The 13818-nt window shown below is 31.1% G+C and carries 13 protein-coding genes; 4 read left to right on the plus strand and 9 right to left on the minus strand.

Annotated elements, in window-relative coordinates; all coding sequences use genetic code 11:
• The first annotated feature begins 196 nt into the window (after positions 1–196).
• Complete coding sequence (locus Q0873_RS18020; protein ID WP_299110169.1) at positions 197–1639, plus strand: DUF389 domain-containing protein; 1443 nt, start codon at positions 197–199, stop codon at positions 1637–1639.
• Between the two features lie 58 nt (positions 1640–1697).
• Here Q0873_RS18020 and Q0873_RS18025 read toward each other — a convergent pair whose 3' ends face one another.
• The 9 genes from Q0873_RS18025 to Q0873_RS18065 form a co-directional block, all read right to left on the minus strand.
• Positions 1698–2402, minus strand: a complete 705-nt coding sequence (locus tag Q0873_RS18025) for a DUF4369 domain-containing protein (RefSeq protein WP_299110171.1) — start codon at positions 2400–2402, stop codon at positions 1698–1700.
• Between the two features lie 84 nt (positions 2403–2486).
• On the minus strand, positions 2487–3797 hold the full coding sequence (locus Q0873_RS18030; RefSeq protein WP_299110173.1) for a DUF819 family protein: 1311 nt from the start codon (positions 3795–3797) through the stop codon (positions 2487–2489).
• Between the two features lie 44 nt (positions 3798–3841).
• Positions 3842–4483 (minus strand): DUF2490 domain-containing protein, encoded by a 642-nt coding sequence (locus Q0873_RS18035; protein ID WP_299110175.1) that lies wholly within the window; start codon positions 4481–4483, stop codon positions 3842–3844.
• A 156-nt stretch (positions 4484–4639) separates the two neighbouring features.
• On the minus strand, positions 4640–6550 hold the full coding sequence (locus tag Q0873_RS18040; protein WP_299110177.1) for a S9 family peptidase: 1911 nt from the start codon (positions 6548–6550) through the stop codon (positions 4640–4642).
• Between the two features lie 63 nt (positions 6551–6613).
• Positions 6614–9796, minus strand: coding sequence for a hypothetical protein (locus Q0873_RS18045; protein WP_299110180.1), 3183 nt, complete (start codon positions 9794–9796; stop codon positions 6614–6616).
• 97 nt (positions 9797–9893) lie between these two features.
• Positions 9894–10058, minus strand: a complete 165-nt coding sequence (locus tag Q0873_RS18050) for an Arc family DNA-binding protein (protein WP_299110182.1) — start codon at positions 10056–10058, stop codon at positions 9894–9896.
• A 65-nt stretch (positions 10059–10123) separates the two neighbouring features.
• Positions 10124–10618, minus strand: a complete 495-nt coding sequence (locus tag Q0873_RS18055) for a hypothetical protein (RefSeq protein WP_299110184.1) — start codon at positions 10616–10618, stop codon at positions 10124–10126.
• Between the two features lie 2 nt (positions 10619–10620).
• Entirely contained in the window at positions 10621–10779 is a 159-nt protein-coding gene (locus Q0873_RS18060; protein WP_299110186.1) for a DUF4177 domain-containing protein, read from the minus strand.
• Between the two features lie 11 nt (positions 10780–10790).
• Positions 10791–11651 carry an SPFH domain-containing protein gene (locus tag Q0873_RS18065; RefSeq protein ID WP_299110188.1) on the minus strand — a complete coding sequence of 287 codons (861 nt, stop codon included), beginning with the start codon at positions 11649–11651 and terminating at the stop codon, positions 10791–10793.
• Positions 11652–11772: 121 nt separating this feature from the next.
• Here Q0873_RS18065 and Q0873_RS18070 point away from each other — a divergent pair, with 121 nt between their 5' ends.
• The 3 genes from Q0873_RS18070 (at position 11773) to Q0873_RS18080 (ending at position 13784) form a co-directional block, all read left to right on the plus strand.
• Positions 11773–12558 carry a S1/P1 nuclease gene (locus tag Q0873_RS18070; RefSeq protein WP_299110190.1) on the plus strand — a complete coding sequence of 262 codons (786 nt, stop codon included), beginning with the start codon at positions 11773–11775 and terminating at the stop codon, positions 12556–12558.
• A 117-nt stretch (positions 12559–12675) separates the two neighbouring features.
• On the plus strand, positions 12676–13167 hold the full coding sequence (locus Q0873_RS18075) for a TlpA disulfide reductase family protein (RefSeq protein WP_299110192.1): 492 nt from the start codon (positions 12676–12678) through the stop codon (positions 13165–13167).
• 5 nt (positions 13168–13172) lie between these two features.
• Positions 13173–13784: a thioredoxin family protein gene (locus tag Q0873_RS18080; RefSeq protein WP_299110194.1), complete on the plus strand. Its 612-nt coding sequence runs from the start codon at positions 13173–13175 to the stop codon at positions 13782–13784.
• Positions 13785–13818: the final 34 nt, after the last annotated feature.

Consider the following 13818-nt stretch of genomic DNA (forward strand, 5'->3'; position numbering starts at 1 on the left):
GAGAAGTTAAGCCCATTAGCGCCGATGGTACTGCCACTGGTGGGAGAGTAGGTCGTCGCCTTTCTTTTTAAACCTCATTACATTAAGTAATGAGGTTTTTTTTATATCCAAATTTAAGAATCCTAGCTACTGCATATTTTATTTATAAACTAGATTTTTACTATCTTCACTTTTACAAAAAATCAAATTAAGTTAAATGGAAGAAAAAAAACAAGAAGAAACTGTAGAGCAGTCAAAACAAGCGGTTCAGAAGGATGCCTTAGGTTTATGGGAAAGCTCTAAGAAGTTTTTATTTGAGTTATTAGATTTTAGACATGACACAGATCAGGCAGCCACAATTGAAGCGATAAAAAGTGATATTGCTTTTAAAGGTGCAACATCATGGATTTTGATTTGTTCCATCTTCGTAGCATCAATTGGATTGAATGCAAACTCAACTGCAGTAGTTATCGGAGCCATGCTTATTTCACCATTAATGGGACCTATTTTAGGGATAGGAATGTCAATTGCTATTAATGATATAGATACTTTAAGGAAATCGATGATAAACTTAGCTACAATGATTGTATTAAGTTTATTAACGGCCTTTTTATTTTTCTTTTTATTTCCCCTTCGAGAAGAAACATCAGAGTTACTAGGAAGAGTTAGACCTGATATTAGGGATGTTTTAATCGCTTTTTTTGGAGGATTGGCGTTAATTATAGCTAGAACCAAAAAAGGTACTATAGCTTCGGTAATTTTTGGAGTAGCAATTGCAACAGCTTTAATGCCTCCTTTATGTACAGCTGGATATGGGTTGGCAATAGGTAACTTTGACTATTTCCTAGGAGCAATGTATTTATTTACGATCAATGCGATATTTATTGCTTTAGCAACTTTTTTAGTACTTAAGTTATTAGGTTTTACCATGATACGCTATGTCAATTCTAAAAAGAGAAAGAGAATTGCACAAATAGCATCATTGATTGCTTTGTTGGTTATGATACCAGCAGTTAAAACGTTTATTAATGTTTATAAAGATACCATTACCCAAGCTAGTTTTGATAAATATATTAAAACAGAAGTCGAGAATAATGAGAATCTATGGTTAAATGGTGAACCTAAAAAGGATGATAGAACTAAGCAGATTAAGTTAAGGTTTAACGGAGAAATTTCTCCAGCAATTGAAACTAACTTAAAGATGAAAGTAAAGGATTACGATAGAATTAGTGATTATGAGGTTATTGTTGCCGGAAACAAGTCTAGAAGTATAGATGATATTTCTAAGTCCTTAGAGAGAGCATATTCTAATTTAGATCAAAAAGATTATGTAATTAATGGATTACAGGACAAAATAAAAGAATTAGAAAATAGAATTTCTGGATTAAATGCAACGATAGAGAAGGCTGATAAAAATAGTATTCCTTTTAGTACAATAGCAAGAGATGCAAAAATTAGATTTAGTGATATAAAACAAATAAGTTTTTCTAAAGTTTTATCTACAAAAGACTTTATTAAAATAGATACAATTCCTGAGGCGAGAATTGTTTGGAATAATAATTTGAAAGAAGATTATATTACAAAGAAAGAAAAAGAACTTAGAAATTGGATGCAAAAAGAGTTAAAGCTAGATACACTTTATATTCAACAAATTAAATAAATTAAAAAAGCCTGTAGAAATTCTACAGGCTTTTTTAATTTATAATATATGAGATAGATTACTTATTCTCATCTTTCTTAATTTTTGATACAAACTTCTGAAGACGCTTTCCGTAGTCTGAGTTTTTAACTTTATCACTTAAACTATTATTAACGGTATCTAATAACCTAATATTAGCATCGTATAACTCTGTTAAAGCAATATAAGGAGCTACTTCTTTATCTGAGTTATTTAAGGCGAAATTAGTGGCAAATAAAACACGTTTTCTAGTTAAAGCATTGAATTTTTTCTCAACCATTTTAACAGAGTCTAAATTGTTTGATTTTTGAGCGTTAAAGTTCAATTTAATCAATTCAAGATTTTGATCATTAAATCTTCTCGTAATTTTAAAATACTCTTCTAAAGACTTTTGATTTTCAGATCCAGAAATTTCAGGATTGAAACCAAACTCTTCGATATTATCATTGATCGTAATCTCTCCTTTTTCTCCAAAAAATAACAAGCGCTTTTCATCAGTATTACCATCGAAGGTAATATAATATACCACTGGAGATTCTAAGTTGTCTACTAAAGTAAATTTATCATCTCCTAATAGGTTAACAGAATCTACAGATACTAAGATCGTATCTTTCATTTTTTGTAGATATAAAGTACCTTTTTTAAGACCTTTAATTTGACCTTTAACAATCATATTTCCTTCCTTTTTAGAAGAACAAGCAAAAGCTACTAGGGTAATAGCTATAAGAGCGATTATTTTTTTCATTTGTTTCTTATTAATGTTTGGTGTTGTTTAGATAGATACACCTATACTATTCAAAATTTTGAATTGCAAATATGCAGAATTCAATTAAACTTTAGAGGCTATTTCCATTAAAATTGTACATAAAATGGCTCCTATTGTACCTATTGCATATCCAAATACAGCTAATAAAACACCTACAGTAGCTAAGGAAGGGTGGAATGCTGAAGCAACAATTGGAGCTGAGGCTGCTCCACCAACATTTGCTTGACTTCCTACAGCTAAGAAGAAATAAGGAGCTCTAATAATTTTTGCAACTAAAATTAATAAACCTGCATGGATGCTCATCCAAACTAAACCAATTGCAATCAACCCAACATTATCAAAAATTAAAGTTAAGTCCATTTTCATACCAATTGTAGCCACTAATATGTAAATGAATATACTTCCAACTCTACTAGCCCCAGCCCCTTCATAGTTTTTCGCTTTGGTAAAGGATAAAATAATAGCAACAATAGTTGATACACTAATTAACCAAAAGAATCCTGAACCTAAAAAAGAAAAGATATTTCTACTTGTTTGCGAACCTAGACTGGCTGTCCAAGAACCAAAGAAAGAGCTTAAATATTTAGAAGCAAAATGCCCGAAGCCTACAGTTCCAAAGGCAATGGCTAGCATAATCATAAAGTCTGTTAAAGAAGGGTTTCTTTTAACACTTTGAGTAAAGTTAGAAACTTTTTCTTTTAACTCTTCAATTGCTGTGGTATCAGCTTTCAACCATTTGTTAATTCGATCTTTTCTTCCAATACCAATTAATATAATTGCCATCCAAATATTGGCTACTACAATATCAACAAAGACCATTCCTCCATATTTAGCAGGATTGTATTTATAGATTTCTAACATTGCAGTCTGATTTGCTCCGCCACCAATCCAACTACCAGCTAGAGTAGATAAACCTCTCCAAACAGCATCAAAATCGGCTCCTCCTACAGTTTCAGGTGAAAATATAGAAATTAGTAATATAGCAATTGGACCACCTATTATAATACCAATGGTTCCTGTGAAAAACATGATTAAGGCCTTAGATCCTAGATTGAAAATTGCTTTTAGGTCAATACTTAGAGTCATTAATACTAGTGCAGCAGGTAATAAAAATCTACTAGCTACATAATATAAACTTGACTTAGCTTCTACAACTTCACCTGCTTTGTTTAAAGTTTCCCATTCAGGAGAAATTACTCCAAGAGTGGTGAAAATTGCAGGAATGAAATATGCCATAAACAGTCCTGGAACTATTTTATAGAATTTTTTCCAGAATCCGGATTCTTTACTTTCAGTATAAAAAACAAAACCTAGTGAAAGCATTAAAATACCAAAGACTATGGCATCGTTAGTAAAAATTGGTTGATTTTCCATGAATTTGTTGTTTAGCTAGCTAAAATAATATTTCTTTATTAGGATTAATGGTTTAGTGCTACACCAATCTGAATTCTATCAAAGTTACGATCATTGGCATCGGTAATTTTCATATATCCTAGTTGAAGTTTTAAAACCTTTGAAAGTTTATATTTGAAACCTGCTCCTAACCAATTTTGATTAAAATTTTCACCATCAAAATCCATAAAAATTTCATCATACAAATAGGTAGACCATTTTTCATCAATAGGATAACTAAGTCCTAACTGATAACGAAGAAAATGACCTGTTCCAGATTCAAAAAAACGTTGTTCAGCTCGTAATCTATGTGCGAACCCAAGTTTAGATATACTATGCTTTACATTGAAATCTTCATAAGTTCTATTTTCATATGCATCACCTCCTAATTGATCAAAAGTACCATCTGTATTTAAAAAGGCATGTCCAACAGTAACACTTAAATTTTTATTGATCTTATAGTTTACTCCCAATCGAGTAATAAATTGTTGTAAATCATCTCCTACTTCAAAAAATCTAAAATGAGCCATCGTTTTTAAACTAAACTTATCTGATAATTTATGTGTTCCGTTATACATATACCAAACACCAAGTTCTTTCTCTCCTGTTGATTGGCTATAACTCTGAATTGAAAATAAAATAAAGGTTAAAAAAAATAATTTTTTCATAATTAATTTTAAAATTTAGAAGGAGTAAATGTAAAAAAAATCCCCTGCATTTTTGCAAAGGATTCTTTTTATTAAATATTGAGTTTTTTTCTATTCTTTAACAAGGTTTTCAGATAGTTAAAATATGTTACTTCTTGTTTTGAATATCAAAAAAATCTACTCTTGTTTTTTTAAGTATTTATTTAAAAACTGTAAAATTCTTTTATTAGATTCTATCTGGTTTTCTTTCTTTACAAAACCATGCCCTTCATCCTCAAAAAGAACGTACTCTACTGGTACACCATTCTTTTTAACGCCTGCTACAATCTCATCAGATTCTACTTGTAATACCCTAGGGTCTTTCGCTCCTTGTAAAACCATTAAAGGTTTTGTTACTTTGTCAGTATGGAACAATGGAGAAATTCTTTTTAATCGAACAGAATCGGCGGTATGTGGGTTTCCTAATTCTTTGTAAAGAGCATCTTTGAATGATTCCCACCAAGAAGGAATACTTTTTAATGTACGCATCCAGTTAGTTACTCCAAAAATATTTACTCCAACAGCAAATTCTTCTGGTGTATAGGTTAAGGCAGCCATAGTCATATAACCTCCATATGAACCTCCTATAATTCCAATTTTATCACCGTCAATTTCTGGTTGGTTTACTAACCAATTTTTACCTTCAACACAATCTTGTAAATCTTTTTCTCCATGATTTAGATCATCCATTTTAAAGAAAGTTTTCCCATAACCGCTACTTCCCCTATTGTTAACAGCTAAGACAGCATACCCATGATTTACTAAATATTGAATTCTAGAATTAAAACCTTGACGAGACTGTCCTCCTGGTCCACCATGTACCCATACTAATGCAGGTACTTTATTCTCTTTTGAAGCTTGATGTGGTAAATAGTAAATAGCAGGAATTGTTACTCCATCAAATGAAGGATAGCGAATTACTTTAGCATTTACTAAATGAGTTGGGTCTATCTCTTTGTTTAAAACATCTGTAAGTTTTTTTTGCTCTTTTGTTTCTAAGTTATACGTATATAAGTTAGAAGGAGAATTAGATCCACCTGCATAGAAGCGCATCATTGTTTCATCTCTAGAAAAACCAACATTAGTAATACTTTTACCTTCAACGTTTGGCAATTCAATATTTTTTTCAGCAGCGATATCATACACTTCAATTACATTTTTACCATCATTATTAATATAGGTTACTCTATACTTTCCTTTATTGGTAAAATAGCTTCCAGAAATATCCCAGTTTTTCTCTAATACTTTTTCAGATTTTCCTGAAGCAATGTTGTATTTCATTAATGTTGCAAATTCTCCATTAGCATCTGTTGTGTAGAAAAAGTCTTTATCATCTAAAGAAAAATCTTCTGAAGAATTACTACTTAATGTAGCATTAACTTTAGTGTTTTTCTCTGTGGTTCTATCAAAAATAAATAAATCAGAATCGTTAGTATTTACTGTTTTAGTCAACGCAAAATAGTTTTTGTTATTTGAAATACCAGCAACATTATACCCTTCTTTATTTTCATAAATCATTTTAGATGTAAGTGTTTCAATATCCATTTCATAAACATCCATAAAACGTTTGTCTCTTTTATTAGAGGCAAAAAAGAAACTTTTTTCATCTTTAGCCCAACCATAGAAACTTGCTCTAGCTCCTTTTTCTGGAGTTAATTCTTTTATACTACCGTCTAAATCTCTCATGTATATATGGTAAATTTCATTACCATTATTATCCATTCTAAACAACATTCTGTTGTCTTTTGGGAAATATGAAGTAGCAAAAACGGAAGAGCTATCTGATTTAGTAATTGGTTCAAACGCTCCGCTTTTTGTCGAAACGGTATACATGTTGTAAATACCAGAACGATTACTTGTTACTAATAATTTAGATTTATCTGGAGAAAAACTTCCACCGAATACACTTTCATTATCCATCATTTGATTAATGGTGTATTGTTTTAAATCTTTAACAGCCATATCGGAACTGTTTTCAGTTTTCTCTTTATCTGTTTTACAAGCAATAACTAAAAAGCTAATTATTGCTAATCCAAATAGTTTTTTCATTTTTATATTCTTTAAGGTTAGTGTATGGAATTCTATATATAGATTAACATAAAAGATTACAATTTATTCTAGAGAGAATGTTTTTGTTTTCTTGAATGAAGAAATCTTAGTGGCTTCCATTTTTAGTTTATAATCTTTCCAACTATTGTTGAAAAAATGATTTGTCTTTTCCAGTATTGGTTTTAAAGCAGCATCTAATTGCATCATTAACCTACTTTCAGTGGTGGTTTGTTCTCCAAATCGACTATTAATATACCAATTCGCTGTTCTTAATCTGTCTACAATAGTTACTTCTGGATTTTCTGTGATTCCTTGACGCTTATCAATTTTACCCAAATACATGTCAATAATACTATCAACTTGTTTAATTACTTTTTTAGATAAATCGATTTGCTCTTTATATTGTTTTTTATCTTTATTAATGAATTTAGCTTTATAAGCATTTGCAATATCTTTACTTTCTACTAATTGTTTAACTGCATCAGATATGGTCTTTTGATATGTTTCTAAACGTTTAGCAGCATTGTATTTTTGATTGATTGCAGTTTGAGAAATAGTAAGTCTAGGATCATATTTTACTTCGATATTTTGTTCTGAAGTTTGATCACCAAAAGTTACTTTAACTCTGTAGGTTCCTGGTTTAACTCGAATTCCTCTAGGTTCTGACTTAGACTTTCGAATTCTTCTTGAGGGTCTTGAAACTCCTTTTTCATCCATAGACCAACGGAATTTGTGTAGTCCATTTTCTTTTGGAGCTTTTCTTTTAAAAGTTCTAATCAATCGGTTTCCATCGAATACTTCAAATTTGATAGAATCAAATTTTACTTTTGTTGAAGTATCTTCCTTATCTTTTATTGTTTTCGATTTTTGTTTTTTAGGAGTGTTTAATAAATAAGTTAAGTGTGCGCCTCTTTTTCTATTTTCTCCATTATACAAAGCATCTGCTCCAAATCTGCTTCCTGTTGGTTGTTGATAGGCAGTTTGATATGCTGTTGGTGGATCAAAAAGAACAATGTTTTTAGAAATGTTCTCTGGGTTTTTAGCAAAGTTTCTTAGAGGGCGGATATCATCCAATACCCATGCTGCACGTCCAAAAGTACCTATAATTAAATCATGTTCTCTAGGGTGAATTACTAAATCTTTTACTGATACTGTTGGAAATCCAGCGGTCCATTTAGTCCATTTTTTTCCAGCATTTAATGAAACATATAATCCGTCATCTGTACCTAAAAACAATAAGTTCGGATTTATTGGATCTTCTACAATACATAAAGTATAACTTTCAACATCATTCGCGTCTACGATGCGTTCCCAAGTTTTTCCATAGTCTTTTGTTCTATAGGCATATGGAGTATAATTAAAACGTCTGTAATCATTAGCAATCAATAAAGCTTCACCTTTATTTTTATTAGAAGCCTTAATTTGTGGAATCCAACTATGCGCTGGTAATCCTTTGATGTTTTTTGAAATGTTTGTCCAAGTTTTTCCACCATCTCTGGTAATTTGAACTTGACCATCATCTGTACTAGCCCACAACATATCTTTTTCTAAAGGCGAAGGTTCAATTACTAAAATTGTACAGTGGTTTTCCGCTCCAGTAGCGTCCATTGTTAATCCTCCACTTTCAGTTTGATTTAATTTCTTTTTGTCGTTGGTTGTTAAATCTGGGGAAATAATTTCCCAGGTTAAACCTTTGTCTGTAGATTTATGTACAAATTGACTTCCGAAGTATAAAGTAGCATTATCAAAAGGATCAATATTAATGGCTGCATTCCAATTAAATCGAAGCTTTGTGTTGGCATCTGGATGCGTTGGCTTTACCGTATAATTATTTCCGGTTTGATGATCATATCGAGACACAAACCCTTGTTGACTCATAGACCATCCATATCGTGAATCGTCTTTGTCAGGAACTACATCAAATCCATCACCGAAACTTATTTCTTGCCAGTAAGAGTTGCGAATTCCTTGAGCTTTCCATACATAGGCTGGTCCTCTCCATGAACCATTATCTTGCATTCCTCCGTAAACATTATATGGAAATTCATTATCTACATTGATATGATAAAATTGAGCAACAGGAAGATTTCCTATAAATCGCCATGTTTTTCCTGCGTCTTTGGTAATATTCAATCCACCATCATTTCCATCAATCATAAAACTTCCATCTTTTGGGTGAATCCACCAAGCGTGATGGTCTGGGTGTACTCCATTATCTACTCCATATGCAGGCATCAATTGTTTGAAGTTTTTTCCTCCATCAATTGATACATTTACATAGGTGAAAATGGTGTATAATTTATTTTCATTTTGAGGATCAACATAAATTTCAGAATAATAAAATGGTCTGTTACCAATTCCTTTTTTATCACTTATTTTTTTCCATTTAAACCCTCCATCTTCACTTTTGTATAGAGCATTCTTCTTAGCTTCGACTAGAGCATATATAACATTTGGATTACTTCTCGATATAGCAACACCTATTCTTCCTAAATCTCCTTGTGGAAAACCTTCTTTTTCGGTTACTTTTTTCCAGTTTTCTCCACCATCATGGGTAATGTATAATCCACTTCCTTTTCCTCCAGATTTAAAAAACCAAGGATCACGTTTATGCTCCCACATTGCAGCGATAAGTTTATTCGGATTTGTAGGATCCATTACTAAATCTGCAACACCTGTTTTTATATTATTGAATAGAATTTGTTTCCAAGTTTTACCTCCATCTGTAGTTTTATATACTCCTCGTTCTTTATGTTCTCCCCAAGGAGATCCAATAGCACCAACATACACAATATTGGGATTTGTAGGATCAATAATAACACGATGTATATGACGTGTTTTTTCAAGTCCCATAGATTTCCATGTTTTACCTCCATCTAAAGACTTAAAAATTCCATAACCACCATTTAAACTGTTTCTAGGATTTCCTTCACCAGTACCAGCCCAAATTACACTTGGATTCGATTGCTGAATAGCTAGAGCACCAATAGAAGCAGTCACTTCATTTTCAAAAATAGGTTGCCATGTAGTTCCTCCAGATGTAGATTTCCATACACCACCAGAGGCAGTTCCAACATACATTATATCTGGGTTTGATTGTACCACGTCTATTGCGGTAACACGACCACTCATACCACCTGGTCCTATATTTCTTGGTTTCATGTTTTTAACCAAGTCCATCGAAAATTCTTGAGAAAATGCCAACAGGCTTATGAAAGAAAAAAAGACAAAAAGAAGTTTTTTCATTATAAAGTTATAATTAGTTTGTTAAAACTTCTAAAGTAGTGATTAAACTTCTTAAAAAAATGTTAATGAACTGAATTGCAATAAAAAAAGATGAGGCTTACTCATCTTTCTTTTTGGGTTCTCTTTTAGCCTCTTTAAGCGCTTGCATAAGCATCCATTCAATCTGACCATTGGTAGATCGAAATTCATCTGAAGCCCACTTCTCAATTGCTTTTAGCATGTCTTCATTAATACGGAGTGCAAATGCTTTCTTTTTTGCCATTAATTAAAAAATTATTTTAAATACAAATGTAATTAGAATGCTTATTAGGTAAAGGATAAATCGTATCATGTTGATGTAATTTTACTTTTATAAGTCTGTAAAACACTTGTAGCTTCTTGTTCTTTGAGTGTGCCAATTAATAATTTTTTACCATTGACAAATTCTAATTGTATGCCTATATTTCCTGAAACATTAATGGCCCTTCCATTTTTTTTCCAGAATAAATTTTTTAAACCCCATCCACCATATTCTGAAATAGCATCGTATTTTCTAATGTATGCTTTTTTTACAAAAGACCATTTTATCAATCTTGATTTTAAGTGAAAAGGAAAAAATTGATAATGTATTCCATATTCATCGATTCTTGTTTTTAGTTTAAAGAAGAAAATAAATCCAGTTGCAAAAAGTATCAGTGCTAAGGTGGCTAAAAAATTATAAAGACTTGTTTTATCGTTTAGATATTCACGTATAACAATAACTAAAGGCACAATAGTACTTACGGCTAATAATACAATTAACCACAATTGAATAAATCGTTGTTCTTCTTTAAATACTTTCATTATTATCTATTTTTATCTCTCTCAAAAACTACACGTGTAGATTGTTCTGCAATATGAATTACTTTCCAACCATTTCGTGCATGCTCGTTTAAAAAATCTTCTAAGTTTTTATTGTTTTTTGATAAACTAACTTTCCAACTGTCAACTTTATATTCTTTCATAGATATTGCTTTTAATGATTTAGAGTTCCTGTATTTACTACCGGAGAAGCTTCTTTATCTCCACATAAAATAACAAGTAAATTACTTACCATGGCAGCTTTGCGCTCTTCATCTAATTCTACAATTTCTTTTTTATTTAATTCTTCTAAAGCCATATCTACCATATCAACAGCTCCCTGTACAATTTTATGTCTAGCTGCGATTATAGCTGTTGCTTGTTGACGTTTTAACATTGCACTAGCTATTTCTTGAGCATATGCTAAATAACCAATACGAGCTTCTAAAACTTCTATACCAGCAATAGCCAAACGTTCTTCAAGTTCTTTTTCTAAGGCATCACTAACTTCATTAACACTTGAACGAAGTGTGATATCTTCTTCATGCCCTTCATCTGCAAAATTATCATACGGATACATACTTGCTAGTTTACGAACAGCAGCATCTGTTTGTACTCTCACAAAGTTTTCATAGTTATCTACATCAAAAGCAGCTTTATACGTTTCGGTAACACGCCATACTAGAATAGTACTGATCATTACTGGATTACCTAGTTTATCATTAACTTTTAAACGTTCACTGTCAAAGTTACTAGCACGTAATGAAATGGTTTTCTTTTTATATAATGGGTTTGCCCAGTATAAACCATTTTGTTTTACAGTACCTACATATTTTCCGAAGAATAATAAAACCTTAGATGAATTTGGGTTTACCAAGATAAAACCTAGCGCAAGAATAAAGCCTACAAGTACGGCAATTAGAAATATAGGATTCTCACTATTGATAGTGAATATTATTCCTCCAATGATAAGTGTCAATACAACCGCAAACATTATATATCCATTTGCTGGTTTAATTATTTTTTCTGCTTTCATAATTAGTCTATTTAAAATGATATCAAAATGATATTATAAAGATATAAAATAAAATTTAATATTTCCAAATAGTACGGATTATTTTTTTTTAACTTAGCCGAAAGTTTAATAAAGATAGCTGATGAGAATTCAATTTTTTATAGTGCTGGCAGTAAGTTTTTTATCTGTGGCGACATTTGCAAATAATGATACTTGGGGACCAACCGGTCATAGAGCTACAGGAAAAATAGCTGAAAAGCATTTGACTAAAAAAGCAAAAAGGAAAATAGAAAAATTATTACAAGGAGAAAGTCTTGCTTTTGTTTCAACCTATGCAGATGAGATAAAGTCTGATAGAAAAAAATACGGAAAGTTTTATACCTGGCATTATGTAAATATGCCATTAGATGCTCGTTATGAGGATACACCTAAGAATCCTAAAGGAGATTTAATAACTGGGATTAATCATTGTGTAAAAGTCTTAAAAGATAAAAGTAGTTCTGTTGAAGATAAACGTTTTTATTTAAAGATGTTAGTTCATTTAATGGGTGATTTACACCAACCGATGCACATTGGAAGACAAGAAGATAAAGGAGGAAATACCATTCAAGTGCAATGGCATGGAAGAGGATCTAACTTACATAGAGTATGGGATGAAGACTTGATTAAAAAATGGGATATGAGTTATATAGAACTGGCTGATAATGCTAAAGATTTATCTAAAGAACAAGTAAAATTTATTCAAAAAGGAGATGTGTTAGATTGGATGAGAGATACTCATAAATTGACTAAAAGAGTATATGGATCAGTAAAATCTGGAGATAAATTACGTTACCGCTATTCATATGATTACTTTCCAATTGTGAGAGAACAATTACAAAAAGGAGGTATTCGTTTGGCGAAGATTTTAAATGATATTTTTTGTTAAAAGAACACTCGTTAATAATATGCAAAGGCTCAAAACCAATGTTTTGAGCCTTTTTTGTTTGTTAATGTTTAGTTAATTCAAAATAAATACTTATTGGTTTTTTATAATTTTATGCTGATGAAGAATATACTTTTTTTAGGCGTTTTGTTAGTTTTTCTTTCTTGTGGAAAGAAGGAAACTAAAGAAACAAAGATTACCGAAGGGTTTGCAACTTATAATTATGAGTCTTTAAAACCGTTGTTAGAAAAGAATGATGGTAAAACCTATATCATAAATTTCTGGGCCACTTGGTGTAAACCTTGTGTAAAGGAGTTACCTGCGTTTGAAAAATTAAATCTAGAATTAGAAGAAGAAAATATAGAAGTAGTTTTGGTAAGTTTAGATTTTGATCAAACAGCTTTAAAATTGTTTGTTGAAAAAGAAAAGTTACAATCAAAAGTGGTATTGCTGGATGATCCAGACCAAAATTCTTGGATACCAAAAATTAGTGAAAAATGGACAGGTTCTATACCTGCAACTTTGATTTATACAAAAGATAAAAGAGCTTTTTTTGAACAGTCTTTTACCTATGAAGAGCTTAAACAAACATTAGAAAATTTCTTAAACTAAATATTATGAAAACAATTAAAACAATTTTAGTTTTAGCGGTGGTATTAATTTCAACTGCTTTTACTGTAAATTATGTCGATGGATATAAAGTAGGTGATATTGCTGAAGATTTTACATTGAAAAATGTAGATGGTAATATGGTTTCATTATCAGATTATAAAGATGCAAAAGGATTTATTGTAGTTTTTACTTGTAATATGTGTCCATATTCTAAAATGTATGAAGATAGAATTATCGATTTAGATAAAAAATACAAAGATAAAGGGTATCCTGTTATTGCTATAAATCCAAATGATCCGGCAGCTTCTCCTGGTGATGATTTTAGCGGAATGGTAAAAAGAGCTAAATCAAAAGGGTTTACTTTTCCTTATTTATTTGATGAAGGACAAAAGGTTTATCCAAAATATGGAGCAACCCGTACTCCGCATGTTTATATTTTAAATAAAGAGAAAGCAGGATTAAAAGTAGCCTATATAGGAGCAATTGATAATAATGCGAGAAGTGCAAGCAGCGTTTCGGAAAAATATGTAGAAGCAGCAGTAGATGCGCTATTAAATGGAAAGGAAGTAATAAACAAAGAAACAAAAGCAATTGGTTGCTCTATTAAAAGAAAATAATTAAGTTTTTGATTATAAGTTTAAAAAGAGGGGT

The organism is uncultured Tenacibaculum sp. (genome assembly GCF_947498805.1).
In the GTDB taxonomy this organism is placed as follows: domain Bacteria; phylum Bacteroidota; class Bacteroidia; order Flavobacteriales; family Flavobacteriaceae; genus Polaribacter.

Coding starts and splice junctions, on each gene's coding strand:
- Q0873_RS18075 (WP_299110192.1), top strand. CDS start 12,676: ATGAAGAATATACTTTTTTTAGGCGTTTTGTTAGTTTTTCTTTCTTGT.
- Q0873_RS18055 (WP_299110184.1), bottom strand. CDS start 10,618: ATGAAAGTATTTAAAGAAGAACAACGATTTATTCAATTGTGGTTAATT.
- Q0873_RS18070 (WP_299110190.1), top strand. CDS start 11,773: ATGAGAATTCAATTTTTTATAGTGCTGGCAGTAAGTTTTTTATCTGTG.
- Q0873_RS18020 (WP_299110169.1), top strand. CDS start 197: ATGGAAGAAAAAAAACAAGAAGAAACTGTAGAGCAGTCAAAACAAGCG.
- Q0873_RS18060 (WP_299110186.1), bottom strand. CDS start 10,779: ATGAAAGAATATAAAGTTGACAGTTGGAAAGTTAGTTTATCAAAAAAC.
- Q0873_RS18050 (WP_299110182.1), bottom strand. CDS start 10,058: ATGGCAAAAAAGAAAGCATTTGCACTCCGTATTAATGAAGACATGCTA.
- Q0873_RS18065 (WP_299110188.1), bottom strand. CDS start 11,651: ATGAAAGCAGAAAAAATAATTAAACCAGCAAATGGATATATAATGTTT.
- Q0873_RS18080 (WP_299110194.1), top strand. CDS start 13,173: ATGAAAACAATTAAAACAATTTTAGTTTTAGCGGTGGTATTAATTTCA.
- Q0873_RS18045 (WP_299110180.1), bottom strand. CDS start 9,796: ATGAAAAAACTTCTTTTTGTCTTTTTTTCTTTCATAAGCCTGTTGGCA.
- Q0873_RS18025 (WP_299110171.1), bottom strand. CDS start 2,402: ATGAAAAAAATAATCGCTCTTATAGCTATTACCCTAGTAGCTTTTGCT.
- Q0873_RS18030 (WP_299110173.1), bottom strand. CDS start 3,797: ATGGAAAATCAACCAATTTTTACTAACGATGCCATAGTCTTTGGTATT.
- Q0873_RS18035 (WP_299110175.1), bottom strand. CDS start 4,483: ATGAAAAAATTATTTTTTTTAACCTTTATTTTATTTTCAATTCAGAGT.
- Q0873_RS18040 (WP_299110177.1), bottom strand. CDS start 6,550: ATGAAAAAACTATTTGGATTAGCAATAATTAGCTTTTTAGTTATTGCT.